Source organism: Amycolatopsis decaplanina DSM 44594, from assembly GCF_000342005.1.
Lineage (GTDB): Bacteria > Actinomycetota > Actinomycetes > Mycobacteriales > Pseudonocardiaceae > Amycolatopsis > Amycolatopsis decaplanina.
Map to the genome: position 1 here is coordinate 178,764 of NZ_AOHO01000047.1, position 24,161 is coordinate 202,924.

At 70.1% G+C, this 24,161-nt stretch carries 14 protein-coding genes and 1 pseudogene; 13 read left to right on the forward strand and 2 right to left on the reverse strand.

Annotated elements, in window-relative coordinates; translation table 11 throughout:
- The first annotated feature begins 1,213 nt into the window (after nt 1–1,213).
- The 5 genes from H074_RS12340 to H074_RS40975 all read left to right on the forward strand — a co-directional run bounded on the left by H074_RS12340 (nt 1,214) and on the right by H074_RS40975 (nt 5,052).
- Nucleotides 1,214–1,885, forward strand: coding sequence for a response regulator transcription factor (locus H074_RS12340; protein ID WP_007030370.1), 672 nt, complete (start codon nt 1,214–1,216; stop codon nt 1,883–1,885).
- 71 nt (nt 1,886–1,956) lie between these two features.
- A complete protein-coding gene (locus H074_RS12345) occupies nt 1,957–3,093 on the forward strand; it encodes a sensor histidine kinase (protein WP_161630679.1) in 1,137 nt (378 codons plus the stop codon).
- 34 nt (nt 3,094–3,127) lie between these two features.
- Nucleotides 3,128–3,634 (forward strand): DUF2231 domain-containing protein, encoded by a 507-nt coding sequence (locus tag H074_RS12350; RefSeq protein ID WP_007030372.1) that lies wholly within the window; start codon nt 3,128–3,130, stop codon nt 3,632–3,634.
- On the forward strand, nt 3,631–4,335 hold the full coding sequence (locus tag H074_RS12355) for a phosphatase PAP2 family protein (protein ID WP_007030373.1): 705 nt from the start codon (nt 3,631–3,633) through the stop codon (nt 4,333–4,335). Before H074_RS12350 ends, H074_RS12355 begins: the two co-directional genes overlap by 4 nt.
- Before the next feature lie 426 nt (nt 4,336–4,761).
- On the forward strand, nt 4,762–5,052 hold the full coding sequence (locus tag H074_RS40975; protein WP_007030375.1) for a DNA ligase-like domain-containing protein: 291 nt from the start codon (nt 4,762–4,764) through the stop codon (nt 5,050–5,052).
- Here H074_RS40975 and H074_RS12365 read toward each other — a convergent pair.
- Entirely contained in the window at nt 5,040–5,270 is a 231-nt protein-coding gene (locus tag H074_RS12365) for a chromate transporter (protein WP_007030376.1), read from the reverse strand. The two genes, H074_RS40975 and H074_RS12365, sit on opposite strands and share 13 nt — an antisense overlap.
- Nucleotides 5,271–5,350: 80 nt before the next feature.
- Between H074_RS12365 and H074_RS12370 the strand changes: the two genes are divergently transcribed.
- The 4 genes from H074_RS12370 to H074_RS12385 all read left to right on the forward strand — a co-directional run bounded on the left by H074_RS12370 (nt 5,351) and on the right by H074_RS12385 (nt 7,717).
- Entirely contained in the window at nt 5,351–5,719 is a 369-nt protein-coding gene (locus H074_RS12370; RefSeq protein WP_007030377.1) for a hypothetical protein, read from the forward strand.
- A gap of 202 nt (nt 5,720–5,921) precedes the next feature.
- Nucleotides 5,922–6,755, forward strand: a complete 834-nt coding sequence (locus H074_RS12375; protein ID WP_007030378.1) for a DUF1259 domain-containing protein — start codon at nt 5,922–5,924, stop codon at nt 6,753–6,755.
- A gap of 30 nt (nt 6,756–6,785) precedes the next feature.
- A complete protein-coding gene (locus H074_RS12380; RefSeq protein ID WP_200865767.1) occupies nt 6,786–7,289 on the forward strand; it encodes a Chromate resistance protein ChrB in 504 nt (167 codons plus the stop codon).
- On the forward strand, nt 7,286–7,717 hold the full coding sequence (locus H074_RS12385) for a chromate resistance protein ChrB domain-containing protein (protein ID WP_007030380.1): 432 nt from the start codon (nt 7,286–7,288) through the stop codon (nt 7,715–7,717). Before H074_RS12380 ends, H074_RS12385 begins: the two co-directional genes overlap by 4 nt.
- 230 nt (nt 7,718–7,947) lie before the next feature.
- On the opposite strand, the gene H074_RS40220 is transcribed toward H074_RS12385, so the two are convergent.
- Complete coding sequence (locus H074_RS40220; RefSeq protein ID WP_007030381.1) at nt 7,948–9,984, reverse strand: SEL1-like repeat protein; 2,037 nt, start codon at nt 9,982–9,984, stop codon at nt 7,948–7,950.
- A 1,083-nt stretch (nt 9,985–11,067) separates the two neighbouring features.
- On the opposite strand from H074_RS40220, the pseudogene H074_RS42345 reads away from it, so the two are divergent.
- The 4 genes and pseudogenes from H074_RS42345 to H074_RS12405 form a co-directional block, all read left to right on the forward strand.
- Nucleotides 11,068–11,270, forward strand: a pseudogene (locus H074_RS42345) (universal stress protein); the annotation flags it as partial.
- A gap of 584 nt (nt 11,271–11,854) precedes the next feature.
- On the forward strand, nt 11,855–15,292 hold the full coding sequence (locus H074_RS12395) for a beta-ketoacyl synthase N-terminal-like domain-containing protein (RefSeq protein ID WP_007030382.1): 3,438 nt from the start codon (nt 11,855–11,857) through the stop codon (nt 15,290–15,292).
- Nucleotides 15,289–18,747 carry a non-ribosomal peptide synthetase gene (locus tag H074_RS12400; protein ID WP_007030383.1) on the forward strand — a complete coding sequence of 1,153 codons (3,459 nt, stop codon included), beginning with the start codon at nt 15,289–15,291 and terminating at the stop codon, nt 18,745–18,747. The genes H074_RS12395 and H074_RS12400 overlap by 4 nt, the downstream gene beginning before the upstream one ends.
- A gap of 10 nt (nt 18,748–18,757) precedes the next feature.
- A complete protein-coding gene (locus H074_RS12405; RefSeq protein ID WP_007030384.1) occupies nt 18,758–24,094 on the forward strand; it encodes a type I polyketide synthase in 5,337 nt (1,778 codons plus the stop codon).
- Nucleotides 24,095–24,161 lie beyond the last annotated feature (67 nt).

The following is a 24,161-nucleotide window of genomic DNA, read 5'->3' on the forward strand; positions in this document are numbered from 1 at the left end:
CCGACGACGCGGTCACCGTCGGCCGTCAGAACACGACACGATGGCCACGTCGCGGCAGTTGGCCGCGTTTTTCGCGCAGGCTGTGGCGTGGTTGGGTTGGCGGCGGGAGCGGGGTCACCAAAGCGAGCCGGCGCATTCTTGACTGTCCATAAGAGACACTGATCCCGATCAAAGTGCCCGATTTGTACACTTCGTGCGGGGTCGTGAGTGGTAAAGATCGTTAGAACGCTCTCTATCACTCACGACCCCCGTGTGGAACTGGGCGTATGGGCATCAATCGGATATTTTTCCACCGGAAAGTGTCCCATGTGGACACTCGGTACACGGCCGGCCTCGTTTGCCAGTCCAGAACAGCGCGACGAAGGACTCTATCCAGCTTGAAGTCAGCGAAGAAGGCTTTCACAGCAGGAGGGTCGGTCGCGACACGTTTGCCTTACCCTCAAATAGCTCTATATGCCTGTCTTTCACCTCTTTCCACTGGTCATGGCTTGACCCTGTGTACGTCGACCATGTCCGGCAAGACTTGAGGTAAGTGGAGACAAACTCAATCTCCCAGACGAGCCATCTATGTCGTTGTCGCGCTCGCGCGGCCGCGGCCCCGGACCGGGACGCGTCGTCGGCGGAGGCCTTCCCGCCGGCGATCTGCTCGACAGTGGATGGTCTCGCGGTCGAGGCGCACAGCGCCCGGGATTGCGGGATGGCCGGGTCGTAGGAACCCGGCTACCGCCCGAACGGAGCAAGCGCGGTGTCGTCGCGAACACCGGATCGACCGGGCTTCCCCGTCGATGACTCGGCGAGATGCAGGTCGCGCTGTCCGCAAAAGATCTTGGGCTCGAAGTGAAACTCGTGTGCGGGACGTCTGCGTGACCCGTCCGCGTGAAGAAGAAGATCGAGGACTCTGACCCCCTGGCAACGAGGGGGAGGGGTTGCCAGGGAACCAGATTCCTCGAAGTCGTCTTCCGGCCGTTGCCTGTTACAACGGAAGCGACCCCACTGAGGCAGTGTTCGGAAAACGATCGGACGTGGAGCGGGCGGAGCCTTCAGTGGCTGCGGTAGGGCGAGTTCGATGACCGCCGTGCTAGCCGGCTTTCAACTGCCTTCGTGGCGGGGCTCGGAGTTCCGGTCATCGTGCGCTGGTCGGGGTCCTTTCATGAGACGATGCCCTGTGCGCGAAAAGGTGCCGTGGTCCGATCGCGCGGTGACAATGTCAGGTATGGACAGCGACGGGACGCCGGTCAGGTTGCTGCTGGTCGAGGACGAGCCCGAACTGCGCGGGATGCTCACCGGCCTGTTCACCGAGGAGGGATATCTCGTCGACGTGGCCGCGGACGGGCAGCGTGGCCTGCACTACGGGCTCTCCCGCGGTTACGACGTGATCGTGCTCGATCGGCGTCTACCCGCCATCGAAGGCCTCGACCTGCTCTCCCGTTGGCGTGGGCGGGGCGTGACCACGCCAGTCCTGGTGCTCTCGGCCTTGGGCAATCCCGCCGACAGGGTCGCCGGCCTCGACGCCGGAGCGGAGGACTACCTCGCCAAGCCGTTCCATCTTGAGGAGCTGCTGGCCAGGTTGCGGGCATTGCGTCGCCGTCACCTCGATGCCGCCCGCGGGCTGCCGGTGCCCGGCGGTTCGCTCGACATCGACAGCAGGGAGGTCATGATCGACGGAGGGGTGGTGTCGCTGTCCGAGCGCGAATGCGCGCTGCTGGTCACCCTGGCCGCGCGCCCGGCTCAGGTGTTCACCCGCGCCGACCTGCGGGCGCTTGTCTTCGACGACGCAGGGCCGGAGGTGGTCGAGAGTTACGTGCACTACCTGCGCCGCAAGCTCGGGCCGGACGTCGTGGCGACGGTGCGCGGGCGCGGGTATCGGCTTGGCCGGATCCGATGAGTTCCGCCGACGTGGCTTCGTTGCGTCGCACGGCGTTACGTGTCGGAGTGCAGACCGCGGTGGCTGTCACGGTGACTGTGCTCGTTCTCTGCGGCATCGCGCTGTTGGTCATGTTGAGCGGGCAGCACGACGACGACGCCGCCGTGATCGCCGGGGCGATCGCCAGTGCGGACGATGTCACCGATCCACCTGCCGGGACCTGGGTGGTGATGCTGCGCCAGGGCGTGGTGGAAGCCAGTCCGGGACTTCCGGCGGGTGCGTCCGACGAAGCCGTGTTGCGGCGCAGCGCCGAGGATCGGTCCGCGGTGACCGAAGACCGCGTCGCGGGTGACCGGGAGTATCGCGTGCGCACCGAGCCGCGAGACGGTGGCGCGCTCCAGGTGGTCCTCGACCTCGGCCGCGACCACGTTCAGCGCACCCGGCTGATCGAGTCACTCGTGCTCGTCGGTGCTGTCGGTCTGCTCCCCGCGGCCGGTATCGGCGCGTGGTTGGGACGCCGCGCCATGATGCCCATGGCGAACGCACTCGCCCTGCAACGTCGATTCGTCGCCGACGCGGGACACGAACTGCGCACCCCGGTCACCCTGCTCAGTACCCGGGCCCAGCTGATCCAGCGAGCCCTGCTCCGCAGGGCCGACGTGTCGTCCGATGTGGACAAGCTCGTCCGCGACGCCGACCAGCTCGCCGCCATCCTCGAAGACCTGCTCCTGGCCGCGGACCCCAGGGGACAAGCGACACACGAACCTGTCGATCTCCGCGGCGTCGTCGAACGAGTTGTCGAGACGGCCCGAAGCGAGACCCGCGTCCCCATCACCTTCGTCCCCCACGAGCGGGTCGGGGTGCTCGGATCCGCCGCCGGTCTCACCCGTGCCGTGACGGCGCTGCTCGACAACGCCGTCCGGCACGCGGATACCGGCGTTGTCGTGACCTTGCGTGTCGATCTCGCGGAGGCGGAGCTCGACGTCACCGACGACGGGCCCGGTATCGCTCTCGAAGCCCTGCCTCGCCTCTTCGACCGGTTCGCCACCACACGTACCGAACGCGCCGAAGGTGGCCGCAGGCAGTACGGGCTGGGTCTTGCGCTGGTCAGCGAGATCGCCGCCCGCCACGGTGGGACCATCACCGCGGTCACGTCGGATGAGGGCGCCCGTTTCCGGCTGAGGCTTCCCGCTCTCCCAGGGAACTCCCAGAATTCGGCGACATCCTGATCAGGCCCGCGAACCACCGATCCGGAAGGCCGCCGTGCCCCCCTTCGTCTCCGGACTGCCCTTGCATGTCCTGGTCGTCCATGCCGTAGTCGTCCTCGTTCCGTTGGCGGTACTGGCCACGATCGTGATCGCCATCTGGCCTGCTGCTCGACAGCGGGCCGGGTGGCCGGCGGTCGGGTTGACCGCGGCTGCCACCGTGTGCGTCCCCATCGCCGCCGACAGCGGAGAAGACCTGCGCGATCGGCTGGCACCGACCGCACTCATCAGCGAACATGCCCAGCTCGGAGACCAGTTGCTGATCTTCGTGGTGGGCCTGCTGGTGGTCTCGACCGCGTTGGTCTGGTTCGATCATCGGCGTCGCCGGGAGCAGCCAGGTACCTCGCGCGTTCCTCGTAAACCGGTCGTCATCTCACTGGCTGTGCTGACCGTGGCGGCCGCCGTGCTGTCCGCGGTCCAGGTCGTCCGAATCGGTGACTCCGGGGCGCGCGCAGCCTGGTCCGATCGGCAGTACGAGACTCCGCGAGCGGGGTCCCGCGGATGAGCGGGGGCGACGATGGGCTGTATCGGGCGGTGACCGGTTTCGCCGCGTCGGTCCCGTGGCTCGCCGGTCCTGCTGTGGCTGTCACCGAGTACGGCCTGTTCCTGGTGGTCCCGGCGATCGTGGCGATGCTGTGGTGGGCCAGATCGCGAGGACCGAGGGCGCTCGCGAGCGCCCTCTGGGTGCCGTGCTCCGTGGCTCTCGCTTTCGGTGTCGACTCGGTGATCAAAGCACTGGTCGCCGAACCGCGGCCGTGCTGGGCGGTAACCGGGGTGCGTCCGCTGCTGCCTTGTGACCCGCCTGCCGACTTTTCCTTTCCCAGCAACCACACGGCCATCGTCGCCGCCTTCGCGGCGGCGGTATTTCTGGTACGACGCCGATGGGCGATCCCCGCCGGCATCTTCGCCTTGCTGATCGGCCTCTCCCGCGTCTATGTGGGGGCGCACTATCCGCACGACGTATTGGCGGGGCTGGTAGTCGGCGCGGGCGTGGGGATGTCCGGGGTCCTCGCGCGGTCGTCGACAACCCGCTTCATCTCGCGTCATGTCCCGCGGTCAGGGCGACAGCACGCTGACAAGGTCAGACCCAGCGAGTTCAAAGAGTCACGGATGACACTGGGCCGTCAGATGAGGAGAGGACGACGGCTTCACGGTTCTGGCTGGAGCCGGACTGACCACGGGTCACCCACGACTTCATCACACTGACCCCCTTCGCCGACGACACCGAGGTGTCACCTCTCGCGCGTCACACCGTCCCGAATAGGCGGTCACCGCGGACCTGGTGGCGCAGCTGGCGTTCCGTGCGATCCCTCAACCGCTCCGGCCTCGACATCCCCAGCGACACCGACCTCGACACCCTGATCGCACAACTGCGCGCAGGGTCGCCCGAACCGGTGGTGGGCGAGCCCGGACCCGGCCGGACCGTGTCCTGGCGGACGAGGCCTGCGGTGTTCTGGCGTCTGCAGGGAGCAGTCGCTCGCGCTGAGTAGAAACAACGAGGCTGACCAGCCGAAACGACAAGGACTTCGCCAGCAGACTCCGCATCCTCGGCGACGTGCTCAATGGCCGCCAGGCCGTGCTCGACGGCGAGATCGTCGCGCTCGACGACCACAGCCGCCCGACTTCGGGCTCTTGCAGAACTACGCCGGCGGTGGCGATGTGGCCGTGGAGTACTTCGTCCTCGACGTCCTGCTGCTGGATGAACCCTATGAGCAGCGGCGGACGGTGCTGGAGGCGATCGAGCCGCCGGGCAAGAACCTCGTCGCGATCACCCCGTCCTACAGTCACGCCGATCTCTCGGCGACCGGCATAAGCCCGCACGATCTGCTCGACGTCGCGAAGGACCGCGGGCTCGAAGACCTGGTCGTGAAAGCGATGCGGCCGAAGTACACGCGGCGGCCGTTGAGCAGTCAGCCCACGTAGATCGCCAGATGCTGGGCCTGGGGGTCGGGTGGCAGCATGCGGTAGTTCAGCGCGTGCAGGAACCGCTGCTGGCCGATCCGGCGTTTCTCTTCGACGAGGACGCGCTGCATGACCGCGATCTGCCCGGCCAGGCCGCCGAAGGTCTGCAGGGAGGTCAGGAACCATGCCCAGGTCGCGGTGAGGCGCGGGATGAGATCCCGTTTCGTGGTTTCGGGCACCGGTGAGTTTTCCTCTCTGCGCGCACGACGGAACCCGAGTAATGTAACCGTGGTTGCACCGTTACCGGGAGGTGTTCCACATGCTGGCCTGGTCGACCGTCACCTATGGCGCCGTGCTGTCGGTGATCCTGGTGGCAGTGCTGGTCGCTCTGCTGGTGCGTCCTCGCCGGCCGCTGGTGATCGCCACCGCCGCGCTCGCGGCCGGGGTCGGCCCGGCGGCCTGGAACGCGATTCTGAATGCCGTGCACGCTCCCGGTTTCTTCACCGACGCCCCGATCGCGGTGTTCCCGGTCAGCTGGCAGGACACCGGCAGCGGCGTGTTCGCCTTGGCGGTCGCCGTGCTGGCGCTCGGATTCGGGCCGCTGGCCAGGGAATCAGGGCGACGGGTCGCCCTGACCTCGCTCCTGGCGGCGGTCGCGGCACTGGTCGTGGACGTCTACCTGTACTGACCCCGCCGTTGCCCGGCAGTACGCGGGGATCGACGAGCCGAAGAAAGGAATGATCGTGGTGGCCCGACATCGCGTTGTTGTGCGGATGTTCGCTGGAGTAAGCGCGCTCGTGTTGCTGGCCGGGTGTGGTGCCGGCCGGGGGAGTGCCGGCGCTGGTCCGGAGGCTGACGAGCATGGCCAGCACCCCCGGTGGATCGAGCCGGTGAAGACGACCGAGGCGGACTGGAAGGGCGTGGCCGACGCGCTGGGCCGCTCGGGCAAGCTGTCCGGGGAGACGGTGTATCGGGTGGGGTTCCCACGCCGGGACCTGCCAGTGGTGTCGAAGGGCGTGCGGATCAAGGCCGGGTTCGCCCTCGGCTCCTATGCGGCGTTCGTCCGCTACCGCGACGGCAAGACGATGGTGATGGGTGACCTGGTGATCACCGAGGACGAGCTGCCCCGCGTGACGGATGTGCTGCAGCGCAACGGGATTTCCCAGACCGCGGTGCACAAGCATCTGCTGGCGCACGAGCCGCAGGTGTGGTGGTGTCACATTCACGCCGAGGGCACCGACCCCGTGGCGATCGCGCAGGGGATCAAGGCCGCGTTGGACGTCACCACCACCCCACCGGCCGTTGATCCGACGCCCCCGCCGCCGCTGGATCTGGACACCGCCGGGATCGACGCCGCGTTGGGCGCGAAGGGCACCAACGACGGCGGTATTTACAAGTTCTCCTTCGCCTGCGGGGAAACCGTGACCTCCCACCGGCGGGTTCTTTTGCCCGCGATGGGGGTGAACACCGCGCTGAACTTCCAGCCCGTCGGTGGCGGCAGGGCCGCGATCAACGGTGACTTCGTGATGACCGAGCACGAGGTCCAGAATGTGATCAAGGCGTTGCGCGCGGGTGGGATCGAGATCGTGGAACTCCACCATCACGCGCTGGATGACCGGCCGCGGTTGTTCTACATGCACTTCTGGGCCGTCGACGACGGCGTGAAGTTGGCCAAGGCGCTCCGGGGCGCGGTGGACGCCCACAACGTCCACCCCGCGAGCTGACCGGCGCCATACCAGAGCGAGACTGAGTAGGTGAGCAGCGCGACGTCCAGCCGATCGAACACACCGGGCCAGTGGGTGCTGCTTTCGTATCGGATGCCCCGTGAGCCCTCCACGCCCCGGATCACGGTGTGGCGCAAGCTCAAACGGCTGGGCGTCGCCCAGCTCGGCGACGGACTGGTCGCTCTTCCCGCCGACGCCCGCACCCGCGAGCACCTGGACTGGATCGCCGACGAGATCCTCGAAGCCGGCGGCTCCGCCATGGTGTGGCTCGCCCAGCCGACCGGAGCGGGTCAGGAACGGCAGCTCGCCCAGGCGATGGCCGATGCCCGCGCCACCGAATACACCGCCGTGCTCACCGAAGCCGAGCAGGCCAAGACGGCGCCCGAACCGGAACGGCTGCGCGTCATGCGGCGGCTGCGCGCCGAACTCCGCCGCATTCACCGCCGCGACTACTTCCCGCCCCCGCAACGCACGTCCGCCGAGCACGCCGTCAGCGCACTCCACCCCGACCACGTCACCGAGGAGACCGCATGAAATGGGCCACGCGCGCAGGTATCCACATCGACCGTGCCGCCTGCGCCTGGCTGATCCGCCGCGCGATCGATCCCGACGCCGGGTTCGTGTTCGTCACCGATCCGGCCGATGTGCCGCCGGATGCCACGCCGTTCGACATGCGTGGTGTCGACCTCGGCCACCACGGCGGAGATTGCAGCTTCGAAACCATCCTGCGCCGCCACGACATCACCGACCCGGTCCTGTGGCGTATCGCCGAAATCGTCCACGAAGCCGACCTCGACGATGAACGTTACGACGCTCCCGAAGCCCCGGGACTCGATGTCATCCTCCGCGGTCTCTCCATGATCGGCGACGATGAAAACACTCTCAGCGTCACCAAGCCTCTCTTCGACGGCCTCTACGAGTACTACCACCGCGCCGGGCTCCTCGGCCGCGAACCAGCCTGACCGCCCGGAACCACCACGCTGCGCCGGAGAAACACCATTGGGGCGGTGCGGCGAGCACGCGCACCGCTCGCCATGGGGCACCGTCCGGGCGAGACGCAGCACATGCGGCGCGAGTTTTAAGAATCGGTCAGGTATTACCGACGACCCTTGACGACGAACCCGTTCTTCGTACGGTTGACGAGCTCGTGAAGATCGAGCAACAGATGGGCGAAGCTGTTTGGCCTAGGTGATCAAAACCAATCCGTTGCCGTTGTACCGTCTGGCTCGAGACCAAGCCGGCAAATTCGTTGCCAGTGGGGGTCATTGGAAAAGGCATCTACTATCATCATCAGACCGTTGGCATTCCCTGCGTCTGTTATGCGTCGCGCCAATCGAACTGCCTCTTCCTCCTCCCCGTTCCTGCCACGTGAGACGATTAGCATCTCAAAGGCAAACGGGTCCCCGGCCAGCGCTGCTCGTTCCGCGAGAGCCTCCGCCTCATCGCGGTTGCCCTTGTCTTCACACACTTCCGACAAGAGAGCAAGGTCACTCGCGCTAGCTGAGCGCCCTGCGGATTCTGCTTCGGAGATACGTTCTCGGAGGTTCTGCTCAAGCTTATCTGGACCGCCACTTCGCTGCTGGATGTCCGCCAATGGCCGTCGGGTGACGGTCTGAACACCATTCTTCGCCCGCGCACGGAGTTCTGCAGCTTCGCGTTGATCGCCGGCTTCGGCGCGCAGGCGTGCTAGCTGTCTGAGTGGTCGGGTCCGCGTGATCCCGGCCGCTTCGACCGCTTCGCGCAACCACTGTTCCGCGCGGGCGTTGTCTCCTGCCGATTCAGCTAGCTGCGCCAGGATTTGCAGAGCTCTGGCATCGTGCTGGTCTGCCGCCGCCAATAGCCATCGTTCCGCGTTCTCGGTCTTGCCACGGGCGTCGAGAAGGCGTGCCAGTTCGATCTGCGCAGTTGAGTTCCCAAGTTTCGCAGCGCGGTGGTAGTGGGTTTCGGCTTGTTCGAAGTTGCCGGATCGGGCGTGCATCTCACCGAGCAGAACGAGTGCTTGGAGGTTCCCGAATTCCGCGGCTCGCTCGAACAACATGGCTGCGTGCCGGAGGCGCCACCGGTCTGCCGCGGCAGAGCCGAGCGACAGGAGGACCGCGGTGTCCGCGAAGTGATCACGCGCTGCCTGCCAGAACTCCGCTGGTGGGACCTCGAAGTATCGGCTCGTCCTGCCCCACTGCGCCAGGTAGTCACTCAAGGTGAAGCCAGGGTTGTCGGTCGTGCTCTGCCCTGGTTTCTGTCTCCGTCGCACCACGAGTCCAGATGCCCCGCGACACATCGCGCCGGCGAAAGTCAATGCCTGGTCCAGCCAGTGGCCGCTGGCCGACTGCCATTCGGAGTCGGACAGGTAGCCGGGCGCCGCGTGCTCCAGGAAGGATCGAGGTGAGTCCTGGGCATCGACCAACCGCCGGACGTCGAGTACGGCGTTGATGACCGCCTGAGCAGGAGACGGAGCAGCTTGATAACGCTCCACCATGGCCGGTCCTGCCGCGAGGTACTGCGTGATCTCGCCAAACCGTGAGAAGGCAACCGCTTGTCGCAAACGTGGGTCGTTGCTGGCGGCAGTGCGTACTGCGACCAGTTCCTCCTGACTGAACCGGGACGGAATCGGCAGCTTGTTGTCGTCAAGGAGGATGCGGACTTGTGGGTGCAGATCAACCTCATCCGGAGACGGAACGTTGGTGATCCCGCTGAGATACTCCGGCCAGATGGTTCCCATGATGAGCACTGGTGCACGCTGGCGATCACGGATAAGTTCGCGCACGTTCGCGGCGAGCAGCTCGCTCACATTGGCTTCAGGCGACACCAGGTAATGCTGGAGTTCGTTCAACCACACGACTGTGTACGGCGGTACCCGTGCCAGCCCGTCGAGTACGGCCTGTGCCGGAGACGGTGAGATGGGGTGCCACACTGTCCACCCAGCCGGCAAGTGCTGAATTGCTTCCCAGCACGCCCTTGTCTTGCCAGCTGAAGAACCACCGACGAGGACAATGAACTCGCTCGTACCTTCGGAGGCACGCTGCACGATCTGGCGGAGCTTGTCGTCGTGCGGCCGTGATACGTATCGAGGAAGCGACGGAAGAGCGGCTTCGGTTGCGTCCAAGGCTGTGATGGCTCGGTGAACTTCGAGCTCGAACGGGTCGAGGTCGTCGATCGGTACCAGCCTCAGGTCAGATGGCTCAGGCTCCGGTGGAACCGGGTTGACGATGATCGTTCTGTTGTAGCTCACCGGTCCCGATTGTCCGACGCTGAAACCGCCCGATTCGGCGTTTACTCCGCCGTGCATGATGGCTGTGGGCTTCTGAGCCTGGGCATTGCCACTCTCCGGGAAGGACTGCCCTACGCCCTCGCCGGACCGGGAGGGTCCTGTTTGGGTTCTCCGTTCGCTACCTGCCCGCCAGTCATGACTCCAATGGTCAGCCCCGACCCGTGACCGTGGACACCATCGTTGATGGTGACGTCAGGTTGAGAAGGTGCGCTCGCGGACGTCCTTTTACGCCGTTCAGCCCGCAACTGGAGTACGAACGCTGAGACCGCGACTGGGAACGAAAGGATGGCTACAACCCAGCTCAAGCCCTCGATCGTCGGTCTTAACGGATGATTCTCGCTCAACAGCCACGTCGGAAGACCGAACCGCAGCAGCGCCCAGAATCCAGCTGCCGCAACGATCACTAGAAGAGCCACGGCGAGACCTCGCCACCGCTGCCTCAACGCCAACTCCTTTCGCCCCTCGGGGGGCGGGCCTACGGGCCCGCAGTCTAACGCAACCGCCGAGTCGAGTGCCCATCATCGCGGACCGGGCCACGCTTTCCGCGGCCGCCTATCGGTCGACAGAAGTTTGGTTCTCTACTCTGGGCCGTTCCCCGCTAGCCCGCCCAGCAGCCCTGCCGCAGCGGCGACAACCACGACCGCATCATCCCTACTCCACACGTTCGCTGGCGTGGCGGCCGTTGCGGGTGTTGCGGCGTGTTCGGGCGTGGGTGGTGACGTCGTGTTGGAGTGCCTCGATGTCGGTGGCTGTGATCTGGTCGAGACGCCGGTCGCCCCAGGCCAGTGTTAGGCGGGTGGCGAGGATAAGAGCGGGGGCCGGGGCAAGCTCAGGGTGGAGTCCGATGTGGACATAAGTTCGGACGCGCTGGCCGAGCCTCGACCGACTTGCTGTCGATGCCGTATTCCGCTACGCCATCACGGATCCGAGCGAAGAGCTCACCGGGGGAGCCGGCCATCGGTTCGACGGCGGTCGCTGAGCGGACAAGCCTTGGAAAGAGCCTTCGAAGAACGTACTGGCGCAACACCTCGCCAGTCGACGGGAGTTCTGGTCCGCGACCGGCCACGCCAGGCCCTGTAGGAGTTGAGCGGCAGAGCACAGCTCAGCTCGTGGTCGTTGGCAACAGAGGTCGCGGCTGGTTCACCCGACTGCTGCTCGGCTCGACCGGCCAGGCGCTCGCGCACTATGCCGAATGCCCGCTGATGGTGGTCCGGTCGAAGTGTGCCTCTGGTGTCACCGCAACGTGAAGAGCCGACGAGGCCTCGACACGGATGCGCCCGGCGCATGTCCATGCCACCCCGACCTCTGCGCAGCACCAGGACGTTCTCGACGTTCAGGGACACGGTCGCGGCGTTGACGTTCAAGTGCCCCTCCTGTCTCGGTCGAGCGTAACTTTACGACGGACGTAAGTATGTCTCGGATGCCGCGATCGAGTTCCGGGAAGTCCTGCGCGATCGGGAATCGTATTTCTGAATCGATTGCAATGAATTCACGTTCTGGTTGTTTGTAAACGTATTTCGTGCGGCACGGTGTCGGTTAATATCCGACGCCTTACTGAAGGTAGTCATTCGAGTGTCGATGGTGGCCGAAAAGTCGGGCGCGAAATGCCGTCCGGGTCGCTGATTGGACTGGAAGACCTGCATAGTTGCAACATATGGTCCAAGATCGGTAGGCCATTCGAGCTAAATCAACGGAATTCGTATTCCTCGGCGCGGCCGGTCGTCTTAACCTTGCGTAATTCTTCGCCTGAATGGTCACTGGGGAGCAAGATGAAGTCCACGCCGTTGTTGTCGCGCGCCCGAAAAACCTCGGAGCGACTGCTCGACGCCCGATGACACAAGCCGGCTGCGTCAGCCGATTCGACGTGCACGTCCGGCAATCGCCCGACCGGATCGCGGTCTTCGAGCACGGCACCGGGCTCACCTACGCCCGGCTCGCCGGGCTCGCGGGCGGCCGCGCGCTGCGGTTGCGCGACGCCGATGTCCGGCCGGGGGAGCGGGTCGGGCTCGTCACCGAGCACGGCAGCGCCGCGATCGCGGCGATCCTCGGCACCCTCGCCGCGGGCTGCACCTACGTCCCGCTGGACCCGACCTTCCCCCGGGAGCGTCTCGAGTACCAGCTCGCGGCCGCGCGGGTGACCGCCGTGCTCGCGGATCCGGGGTACATCGAGCTGGCGGAGTCCTTGTGTCGCAACGGATCCGCGCGGCTCGTGCGCTCGGGCACGGAGACCGCGCCGCTTCCGGTGCCCGAATCCGATCCGGACAGCCCGGCGTACGTGCTGTTCACCTCCGGGTCCACCGGCCGGCCGAAGGCCGTCGCGCAGACCCATCGCAACCTCCTGCACGTCGTCGACAACCAGATCGCCGCGCTCGGCATCACCGCGGCCGACCGGCTCAGCCTGCTCGCGTCGTTCGGCTTCGACGCGGCGATCCCGGACCTCTACCCGGCATTGCTCAGCGGCGCCGCGCTCGTGCCGGTCGACCTGCGCGCGCACGGCCTCGCCCACGCCGCGCGCGAGCTGGCCCGGCACGAGGTGACCGTCTACCACTCGACGCCCACGGTCTACCGGCACCTGCTCGACGTTCTCGGCGAGACCGGCCTCCCGTCCGTGCGGACCGTGCTGCTCGGCGGCGAGCAGGCGACCCACGCCGACGTCCGCCGCGGCCGGTTCGCCCCGGAGTGCGTGTTCGTCAACGGCTACGGCGCCACCGAGGTGACCTTCGCCGCGCACTACCGGACGACCGCCGCCGAGCTGGGCCCGGACGCCGACGGGCCGCTGCCGATCGGGCGCGCGCTGCCCGGGTTCACCCTCACCATGCTGGAAAGCGGCGAAATCGAAGTGCGCGGACGGCACCTCGTCGACGGTTACCTCGACCAGCCGAGCCCGGCGTTCGGGGTGACAGCCGATGGCGGCCGTCGATACCGGACCGGCGACCTCGGCCGGCTGCTGCCGGACGGGAACCTCGTCTGCCTCGGCCGGCTCGACCGGCAGGTCAAGGTCCGCGGCTTCCGGGTGGAGCTGACCGAGATCGAGGCCAGGCTCGCCGAACAGCCCGGCGTGGCCGAAGCCCGCGCGATCGTGCGCGACGGCGACCTGCTCGCCTACGTGACCGCGGCCGTCCCGCGTCCGGACGGCCGGGTGCTGCGGGCCGCGCTGGCGGACGTCCTGCCCGGCTATTCGGTACCCGCGGCTGTCGCGGTGCTGGACGGTTTTCCGCTGACCGTCACCGGAAAACTCGACGAACTGGCGCTTCCGGACCCGCGGGCGGCCGCGACCGTCCCAGCCGAGCGGCTGACCCCGGCCGAAGAACGCGTGCACCGGATCTGGTGCGCGGTGCTGGACCGTGACCGGATCGGGCGCACCGAGGCGTTCTTCGACGCCGGCGGCGACTCGCTGCGGCTCGGCCGGGTGCAGGCGCGGCTGGCCGACGAGTTCGGGGTGGACGTCCCGCTGCTCGCCCTGTTCGAGCGCACGACGATCGCCGGGCAGGCCACTTGGCTCACGCAGTCCACTTCGGACACTCAGCCGCCTGTTACCGCGGAGGAGCCGTCCGGTGATCTCATCGCCGTCGTCGGGCTGGCCTGCCGGTTCCCCGGCGCGCCGGACGCCGCCTCGTTCTGGTGGAACCTCTGCGCGGGCGTCGACTCGATCCACGACTACGCCGACGACGAGCTGGCGGCGCTGGGCATCGGGCCGGGCCTGCGTGCCGACCCGGCGTATGTGCGGGCGGGTGGCCGGATCGAGGGTGTCGAGGAGTTCGACGCCGGGTTCTTCGGGTTCACCGCCGACGAGGCCGCGCGGACCGATCCACAGCACCGGCTGTTCCTCGAAACGGCGTGGCAGGCACTCGAGGACGCGGGACGCGACCCCGCCGCCGAGACCGGGCCGGTCGGGGTGTTCACGGCCGCCTCGGTGAATCGCTACTTCCTGTTCCACCTGTTCGGCAACCCGGCGGTGACCGGCGACGTCGACCCGGACGACTGGGAGGGGCGGCTGACCGGCCGCCAGCTCACCGACCACCTGCCCGGCCAGGTCGCCTACCGGCTCGGGCTGACCGGGCCGGCGGTGGCCGTGCAGAGCGCGTGCTCCAGCTCGCTCGCGGCGGTGGCGCTGGCCGCGCAGAGCCTCGCGGACTACCGGTGCGACGTCGCGCTGGCCGGCGGGGTGAGCGTGACGTGGCCGCGGTACCGCGGCGGCGGGCTCGTCTCGCCGGACGGCCGGTGCCGCGCGTTCGACGTCGCCGCGGCGGGCGCCGGGTTCAGCTCGGGCGCCGGGGTGGTCGTGCTGCGGCGGCTGGCGGACGCACTCGCCGACCGCGACCACGTCTACGCCGTGCTGCCCGGCTGGGCGATCACGAACGATGGCCCGGACCGCGCGGGCTACGCCGTGCCGGGACCGGCCGGGCAAGCGGCCGCGGTGGCCGAGGCGCTGGCCGTCGCGGAGGTCGCCCCGGACGAGGTCGCGCTGCTCGAAGCCCACGGCAGCGGCACCCCGCTGGGTGACGCGATCGAGGTGGCCGCGCTCAACCGCGTCTACCGGGACGCGCCGCCGGAAACGTGTGCGCTGGGCTCGGTGAAGACGAACATCGGGCACCTCGACGCGGCGGCCGGCGTCGCCGGGCTGATCAAGGCCGTGTTGTCCGTGCGGCACGGCGTCATCCCGCCGAGCCTGCACTTCACGGCCCCGCACCCGGAAGTCGACCTGGCGGGCGGTCCCTGGTACGTCCCGGCGAAGGCCACCGACTGGCCCGTCAGCGAGCGGCGGGTGGCCGGGGTCAGTTCGTTCGGAATGGGCGGCACGAACGTGCACGTGATCGTGGCGGAGGCCCCTGCCGTCCCACCACGGCCGGCGGCGAGCGGTCCGTTCGTACTGCCGGTGTCCGCGCGTGACGCGAAGGCGCTGCGCGAGGCGGTGTCCCGGCTGCGCGACCGGCTCGCCACGGACGCGCCGGACCTCAGGGACGCGGCGTACACGCTTTCGGTCCGGCGGGCGTTCGCGTGCCGGGCCGCCGTGGTGGCGGACTCGGTCGAGTCGGCGGTCGCTGCGCTCGATGCGCTGCTGGCGAACGGAACCGACGTCGAAGGTCCGGTCGGGGCGGGGCGGGACCTGGCTGTCCACTGGGCCGGGGGCGGCGAGGTCGAGTGGGCCGCGCGGTTCGCGGGCGGTGAATCGGGCCGCGTCCCGTTGCCGGGCTATCCGTTCCAGCGGGAGCGGCACTGGATCGACCCACTGCCTCACCGCACAACCGACCAGGGGAGCGCTCGGTGACCGACACCTTGCCCGTCACGGGCGGACATGGCCCGCCACTGTCCTATCCGGACACCACGCTCACCGGGCTGATCCTCGCCCAGGCCGCGCGCACCCCGGATGCCGTCGCCGTCCGGCAGGGTGACGCCCGGCTCAGCTACCGCGAACTGGTCGCGTCGGCAACCGGCGTCGCCCGGCTGCTGCGGGCCCGGGGTGCCGGGCCCGGCACCCGCGTCGGCGTCTGCGCCGACCGGCGGCCGGAGCTGATCTCGACCGTCGTGGGCGTGCTGCTGTCCGGAGCCGCCTACGTGCCGCTCGAACCCGGCGGCCCGAAGGCGCGGCTGGCCGAAATCGCCGCGGACGCCGGGATCTCCCTTGTCGTAGGTGACTGCGCGCGGGCCGAATTCGGTGCCACGGAAGGCATCGAGGCTCTCGACGTGCCCCCGCCCGCGGACGGGCCCGCCGAGTGCCCCGCCAGGCCGGACGACCTCGTCCACCTCCTCTACACCTCCGGCTCCACCGGCCGCCCCAAGGGCGTGCTGACCAGTCACCGCAACGTGGTCGCGTTCGTCACCGGGTTCGCCGCCGCCCTCGGGATCCGGCCCGGCACCCGGACGCTCGGCATCTCCTCGCTCGCCTTCGACGCCTTCACCATGGACGTGTTCGTCCCGCTGGCGCACGGCGGAGCGGTGCAGCTCGCCGGCGCCGCCGACCGGGCCGACCCCGAACGGCTGCGGCGGTTCCTCGTCGAGCACGAGGTCGAGTGGGGCTTCGTCACGCCGACGCTGCTGTCCATGGTGGACCCCGCGGCCGTTCCCGGCTGGCGCGTCGTCGCCTGCGGTGGCGAGCCGGTGCCCGCGGACCTCGCCGCGCGCTGGCTGCCGGGCCGGCGGTTCTTCCACGTCTACGGCCCGACCGAGACCACCGTGGTGGTCGTCACCGACGAAGTCACCGGCATCCCCGCCGACCCACTGCCGCTCGGCCGCCCGACGCCGAACCACCGGGCGTACGTCGTGGACGCCGAGCTGCGGCCGGTCGCGCCGGGCGAGATCGGCGAGCTGCTCATCGGCGGTCCGGGTCTCGCGGATGGCTACCTCGGCAGCCCGGAGCTGACCGCCGCGAAGTTCGTCGACGACCCGCTCACGCCGGGGGAACGGCTCTACCGCACCGGCGACCTGGCCCGCGAGCTGCCCGACGGCCGTCTCGAGTTCGCCGGCCGCGCCGACCGGCAGGTGAAGGTCCGCGGCCAGCGGATCGAGCTGGGCGAGGTGGAGGCCGCGCTCACGACTCACCCGGACGTCGACGCCGCCGCCGTGGCGGCCGTCCCCGGGCCGTCAGGAACCCGGCTGGTGGCCTTCCTGGCACCGGCGTCCGCACCGTCCGATGTGGACGCACTCGGCCGGGACCGGCTCACCGCGGCGATGCGCCCGGCCGCGGTCCGGGTGCTCGACCGCCTGCCGGTCAACCCGGTCACCGGCAAGATCGACCGGCCCGCGCTGCGTGACCTGGCCGAAGCGGCGCTGGCGGGACAACGGGAGGACCTCGGCTCGCTCGGCACCCCGGCCGAACGTGCGGTCGCCGCCATCTGGCGGCGAGTGCTCGGCGCCGGCGCGGGGACGGATTTCCTGGCCTCGGGCGGGAACTCGATCGCCGCGATGCGCCTGGTCGCGGCGCTGCGGGCGGAGCTGGCCGCGGACGTCGCCACAGAGGACGTCTTCGCCGGTGGCACTCTCGACGGGCTCACCCGGCGGGTCGCGGCCGCGTCGCCGCTGACCGGGCCGGGGCTGACCACCGGGCACGCGCCCGCGCTGTCCCCGCAGCAGCGGCGGCTGTGGTTCCTCGACCAGCTCGCCCCGGACGCCGCGCCGTACAACATCGCGATGGCGTTCCGGCTGACCGGCGCGCTGGACGTCGACGCGCTGCGCCACGCCTTGCGCGCGGTCACCGAGCGGCACGACGTGCTCCGCTGGCGGATCCGGGCCGTCGACGGCGCGCCGCTGGCGGATCGCCTGCCGCCGGCGGACGTTCCGCTGCCGGTGGCGCCGGTGACCGAGGACGGTCTGCGGGCCCGGCTGGCCGCCGACGCCGCGACGCCGGTGCACCTCGACCGCGAGGCTCCCTGGCGCGTGCGGCTCTACCGGCTCGGCGAGACGGAGTACGTGCTCGGCTTCACGCTGCATCACGCGGTGTTCGACGGCTGGTCGCAGGACCTGCTGTGCGCCGACCTGTCGGCGGCCTACCGGGGCGAGCCGCTGCCGCCGCCGGTGGCGTCCTATGCGGACTATGCGGTGTGGCGGGCCCGACGCGACGAACGCCGGGAGGCCGTCGACGTCGCCTGGTGGACCGGACATCTCGCCGGCGCACCGGCCACAGTGGACCTTCCACGTGACCGGCCGCGACCGGCCGTGCAGACCTACCGGGGCGCGAGCCTGCGTCAGTCCTTTCCGGACGGCGCCGCCGAGTCGGTCCGGGCACTGGCCGCCCGCACCGGCACGACGCGCGCCGGGGTGCTGCTCGCCGCGTTCGGCCAGCTGCTGCGGCGGCTCACCGGCGCGACCGACCACCTGGTCGCCACGGTCGTCGCGGACCGGCAGCTCGCCGAGTGCCAGGAGGTCGCGGGGTTCTTCGTGGACATCGTGCCGGTGCGGCTGCGAGCCGACGACGCCGCGGACTTCGCCGCGCACGTCCGCGACGGCGGCGCGGAACTCCTCGCCGCGACCGCGCACCCGGCCGCGCCGGTCGAGCGGCTCGTCGAGGCGCTCGGCGTGCCCCGTGATCCCGCGCACGCCCCGCTCGTGCAGGTGATGTTCAACGTACTGAACTTCACCGAGCCGCGGCTGGAGCTGCCCGGCGCGCGGTCGGCGTGGCTGCCGGTCGACAAGCCGGGGTCGCCGTTCGACCTTACGGTGTACGTCCACGACGACGGCGTCGAACTGCTGTACAACCCGGACCTGTTCGACCACGCCCGGATGGCCGGGCTCGCCGAGGACTACGTCGCTCTGCTCGGCGCGCTGGCCGCGGCGCCGGACGCGCCGGTCGGGACGAGCGTGCCGGAGCTGCCGCGGGCGGGCGTCCGCACCGCCGCGCCGGGCGCGGCGACCCGCGCCCGGGCACGGCCGTCGTCGGTGGCCGCGGACCCGGCGGCGCTCGCCGCGACCGAGGCCGTGATCGCTCGTGCCTGGTGCGACGTCCTGGGTGTCGCCGAAGTCGGGCACACCGACAACTTCTTCGACGTGGGCGGGCATTCGCTCGCCCTGGCCCGGGTGCACGCCCAGGTCACCGCCCGGCTCGCCCGCCGGATCCCGATGGTCGACCTGTTCAGCCACCCCACCGTCCGCGCCCTCGCCGCACACCTGCACTCCGGCGGCGCCGCCGGCCCGGAGCTGGCCCGCGCCGCCGAGCGCGTCGCCGCCCGCCGCGGCCGCATCCAGACCAGAAGACCCCGTCGCACCGCCGGCCCGGCCGGCCCCGGATAGGAGCACCACCGTGACCCACCTCCCCGAAACCGGCACCGGCGATCCCGGAGCCGAACCGATCGCGATCGTCGGACTGGACGTGCGCGTACCCGGCGCGCGTGACGCGCGGCAGTTCTGGCGCAACCTCGTCGACGGCGTCGAGTCGATCGTGCCCGCCACCCGCGAGGAGATGATCGCCCGCGGCGCCGCACCGTCCACTGTGGACGACCCGAGCTGGGTGAACGCCACCGCCGTGGTCGACGGCTTCGACGAGTTCGACGCGGAGCTGTTCGGCATGACCAGCCGTGAAGCCGAGATCACCGACCCGCAGCATCGGCTGTTCCTCCAGTCGTGCCACGCCGCGCTGACCGACGCGGGCTACGACCCGTCCCGTTTCGACGGCGCGATCGGCGTCTACGGCGGGTCCGGAGGCACCGGTTACCTGATGGAGAACCTGCTCCACAACGAGCGGATCCTCGCCTCGCAGCACGGCGGTATCGGCATCTCGACCGGCAACCAGCCGAGCTACCTGACGACCTCGGTGTCGTACAAGCTCGACCTGCGCGGCCCGAGCCTCGCGGTGTTCACCGCCTGCTCGACGTCCCTGGTCGCGGTGCACCTGGCCTGCGAGGCACTGCGCAACGGCGAGTGCGACATGGCGCTGGCCGGTGGGGTGAATCTGGAGATGCCGCACGGCATCGGCTACATGGGCGTCGACGGCTTCACCTCGCCGGACGGTCACGTGCGCGCGTTCGACGCCGGCGCCAACGGCACGGTCTGGAGCAGCGGCGCCGGGGTCGTGCTGGTGAAGCGGCTGTCGCAGGCGATCGAGGACGGTGACCACATCCGGGGCGTCGTGCTGGGCAACGCGATCAACAACGACGGCGCCACCAAGGTCGGCTTCTCCGCGCCCAGCGTGTCCGGGCAGACGGAGGCGGTCGCGCAGGCCGTCGGCATGGCCGGTGTCGATCCGCGCACCATCGGCTACGTCGAGGCGCACGGCACCGGCACCGCGCTGGGCGACCCGATGGAGATCACCGCACTGTCCACTGTGTACGGGAACGGGGTCGTGGACACCGGCTGGTGCGCGATCGGCTCGGTGAAGAGCAACATCGGCCACCTGTCGCAGGCGGCGGGCGTGGTCTCCTTGATCAAGGCCGTGCTCGTCATGGAGCACGGCCTGATCCCGCCGACCATCAACTACCACGAACCCAACCCGGGGATCGACTTCCCGGCGAGCCCGTTCTACCCGGCGCGCGAGGTGACGAAGTGGGAGGCGGGCCCGGTGCCGCGGCGGGCGGGCGTCAGCTCGTTCGGTGTCGGCGGCACCAACGCGCACGTCGTGCTGGAGGAGGCGCCGAGCCCGCAGCGGTCCCGGACGCCGCACCCGGCGCACCTGCTGCGGGTATCGGCCAACACCGCGGAAGCGCTCTCGGCCGCGGTCGATCGGCTGGCCGAGCGGCTGGCCGGGGACGTCGACCTCGATCTCGCCGACGTGGCCCACACCCTCGCCGCCGGGCGCACCGAGTACCCGCACCGCGCGGTCGTCGTCGCCCGTGACCCGGAGGACGCGGTCGACGGGCTGCGGGACCCCCGGCGCCTCGTGTCCGCACAGGCCGGGGAGACGAACGTGGCGTTCCTCTTCCCCGGGCAGGGTTCCCAGTACGCCGGGATGGGCGCCGAGCTGTACCAGGCCGAGCCGGTGTTCGCCGCGGCCGTCGACGAATGCCTGCGGCTGCTCGAACCCGAGCTGCCGGAGCTGCGCGACCTGATCTTCCGGCCCGGTGGCGAGCAGGCGCTGCGGGAAACCCGCGTGACCCAGCCCGCGCTGTTCGTCGTCGAGTACGCGCTGGCGAAGCTGTGGCAGAGCTGGGGCGTGCGGCCCGCGGCGATGATCGGTCACTCGGTCGGCGAGTACGTCGCCGCCACCGTCGCCGGGGTCTTCACCCTGCCGGACGCGCTGAACCTGGTCGCCACGCGCGGCCGCCTGATGCAGTCGATGCCCGCCGGAGCGATGCTGGCCGTCCAGCTCGACGAGGAGAGCGTCGCCACGCGGCTGCCGGGCACCCTCGCGGTCGCCGGGGTGAACGGGCCCGGCACGTGCGTCGTGGCCGGGCCGTCGGACGCGGTCGCGGATTTCGCGGCGACACTCAAGGCCAGTGGCGTGCAGTGCCGCGAGCTGGTGACCTCGCACGCGTTCCACTCGCCGATGATGGACCCGGTCCTCGCCGAGTTCACCGAGGCCGTCGCCGCCGTCGCCCGCACCGCGCCCGCGCTGCCGTTCCTGTCGAACGTCACCGGTGACTGGATCACCGACGTCCAGGCCACCGACCCCGCCTACTGGGCCTCCCACCTGCGTCAGGCCGTCCGGTTCGGCGACTGTGTGAAGACTCTGTTCGAGCGTGGCGGCCGCTGGGCGCTCGTCGAATGCGGCCCGGGTCATCAGCTGGCAGGGCTGGCCCGCGGCCAGGTCCCGAAGGGCATGCCCGCGCCGCAGCCGAGCCTGCCGGGCCGTACCGAGCGCATCGGTGACGTCGAAACGCTTTACGGCGCGGCCGGTCTGTTGTGGACGAACGGGGTTTCCCTGGACCCGCGGACGTTCGGCGCGCCCGGCCACCGGGTCCCGCTGCCCGGCTACCCGTACGCGCGCAAGCGGTACTGGGTCGATCCGGACCCGGTCACGGCCACCCAGCCCGCGCGGCCGAGCGGTCCGCTGCCCCTGTCCGAGTGGTTCGCGGTCCCGGCGTGGCGGCAGGCGGAACCGGACCTGAGACGCGAGCCCTTCGCGACCGCGCTCGTCTTGGCCGCCGACGACGTCTTGCCCGGACTGCTGCGCGACGCGGGTGTGACGGTCACCGAGGTGCGACCCGGCGACGGGTTCGCCGCGACGGAGACCGGATTCACCGTCCGGCCCGGGGTGCGTGAGGACTACGACGCGCTCGTGGCCGCGCTGCCCGCCCGGCCCGAGCGGGTCGTGCACGCCTGGACGCTGGCCGGGGACGAGCGCGGTATGGCCGCCCAGGACCATGGATTCTTCAGCCTGCTCAACCTCATCCAGGCCTGGGGTGAGCCGGTGCGGATCGACGTGGTGAGCACCGGCACCGCCGACGTCACCGGCACCGACCTGACCCGCCCCGAGCACGCGACCCTCGCCGGCATCGCCCGGGTGGTGCCGCTGGAGGTCCCGGGCACGGTGGTGCGCCGGATCGACGTTGTCGACGCTGACGCGGCCCGCCCGCAGGACGTCGTCGCCGAGCTGTTCCGCCCGGCCGACGCGGCGGCCGAGGTCGCGCTGCGGGCCGGCCGTCGCTGGGTGCTGGACTACACCCAGCTCGAACTGCCCGCGAGCGCCGAGCCGGTGCTGCGAGACGGCGGCCGGTACTTGATCACGGGCGGGACCGGCGGCATCGGCATCACGCTCGCCGAGGACCTCGCCCGCCGGGTGCGGGTGAAGCTCGTGCTGCTCGCCCGCACCGGGCTGCCGCCGCGGGCGGAGTGGGACGCGCACCTCGCCGCGCACGGCGGCACCGATCGCGCCGGGCGCACGATGCTCGCCGTACGGAGGATGGAGGCCGCGGGCGCGGTGGTGCACGTCGCCGCCGCCGACGTCACCGACGCGGCGCGCCTGCGCGAGGTGCGTGAACTGGCCGAGCGTGAGTTCGGCGGCCTCGACGGGATCGTGCACGCCGCCGGGTTGCCCGGTGGCGGCGTCGCCGAGGTGAAGGAGCGGGCCGCGGCCGAGGCCGTGCTGGCCCCGAAGATCGCCGGGACGCTGGCTCTGGCCGAGGCGTTCGCCGACCTGCCGATGGACTTCGTCGCGCTGTGCTCGTCGATCACCGCGGTGGCCGGTGGCATCGGGCAGGTCGACTACTGCGCCGCCAACAACTTCCTCGACGCTTACGCGCGGGGCGACCACGGCTGGCGGGCACGGCTGGTCTCGCATGCCTGGGGTGGCTGGGACGAGGTCGGCATGGCCGCGGAGGTGGCCGCGCCGGCCACGATCCGCACCGCCCGGTCGCGGGCACTCGGCCCGGTCGAGCACCCCGTGCTCACCGTGCGCACCGAGGACGGCGCGCACGGGCTCGTCTCGGCGGCCACGCACTGGCTGCTCGACGAGCACCGGATCGCCGGGGTGCCGGTGGTACCGGGCACGGGACACCTGGAGACCGTCCGCGCGGCGGTGGCCGCGGCGCTCCCGAAGCCCGGTGACGGGCACGTCGTCGAGCTACGGGACGTCGCGTTCCTGGAGCCGTTCGGCGTCCCGGACGGCGCCACCGCGGAGTACCGCGTGGAGTTCGACGGCGACGACTTCACCGTGACCAGCCACGTCGCCGGCGCGAGCCGGACCCACGTGCGCGGATCCGCCGGGTGGATCGCGGCCGGGGCGACGTCCACTGTGGACATCGAGGCGGTGACCGGGCGGACCGAGCCGATCGACGACGGGCACGGCTTCGGCACCGGCCGCACCAGCATGGTCACCTTCGGGCCGCGCTGGGCGGCGTTGCGCGAACATCGCATCGGCGCACAGGAGGAGCTGGCCACGATCACGGCTCCCGAGGCGGCGGCGGGTGACGTCGGCGCGTGGGGGCTGCACCCGGCACTGCTGGACGTCGCGACCGCGTTCGGCCGCGGCCGGGGGAGTGGCACCTACCTGCCGATGAGCTACGGCCGGATCGTCGTGCACGACGCGCTCCCGGCGAGTTTCCGCAGCCACCTGCGCTACCGCGACTCCGGCGGCGACCAGGTGGTGGCGGCCGACCTCTCGCTGTGCGACGAGACCGGCCGCGTGCTCGTCACGATCGAGGACTTCGTGCTGCGCCAGGTCGATCAGGACGCCGTCGGCGGCGGCCTGACTTCGGCGTCCTCTATGTCCACTGTGGACACTGTGGCGACGTCGACCGGGATCCGGCCGGTGGACGGTGCCGAGGCGTTCGTCCGGGCGCTGGCCCCCGGCCTCGGCGGGCAGGTGGTGATCAGCACCCTCCCGGTGCGAGAGCTGATGGATCACCGGGTCAGCGCCGATGAGCTGGAGGAACCCGGCGAAGCGCCGGTGAAGGTGTCGGAGGACGACTACGTCGCCCCGCGCACCGACCTGGAGGCCGAAATCGCCCGCCAGTGGACCGAGCTGCTCGGCGTGGAGAAGATCGGTGTGCACGACGACTTCTTCGCTCTCGGCGGCAACTCGCTGGTCGCCATCCAGCTCATCGCCCAGGTGCGCAAGGCCACCGGCACGAGGCTGGCGATGAAGACGCTGTTCGAAGCGTCCACAGTGGCCACTCTGGTCGAGCGGATCGAGGAGCTGCGCGCCGGCAACGCCGAGGCGCCCGCCGAACCCGCCCGGACCACCATCCCGAAGCTCGAGCGCTGAGCCGAGATGTGCCCGGAAAGTGCCCGTACCCCAGCGAACACGCGTGCTTGGGGGCCGAACACGCGTG

Excerpts from the sequence above, each read along its gene's own strand:
- H074_RS12385 (WP_007030380.1), top strand. The coding sequence starts at position 7,286 with ATGAAATGGGCCACGCGCGCAGGTATCCACATCGACCGTGCCGCCTGC.
- H074_RS12370 (WP_007030377.1), top strand. The coding sequence starts at position 5,351 with ATGCTGGCCTGGTCGACCGTCACCTATGGCGCCGTGCTGTCGGTGATC.
- H074_RS12395 (WP_007030382.1), top strand. The coding sequence starts at position 11,855 with ATGACACAAGCCGGCTGCGTCAGCCGATTCGACGTGCACGTCCGGCAA.
- H074_RS12340 (WP_007030370.1), top strand. The coding sequence starts at position 1,214 with ATGGACAGCGACGGGACGCCGGTCAGGTTGCTGCTGGTCGAGGACGAG.
- H074_RS12355 (WP_007030373.1), top strand. The coding sequence starts at position 3,631 with ATGAGCGGGGGCGACGATGGGCTGTATCGGGCGGTGACCGGTTTCGCC.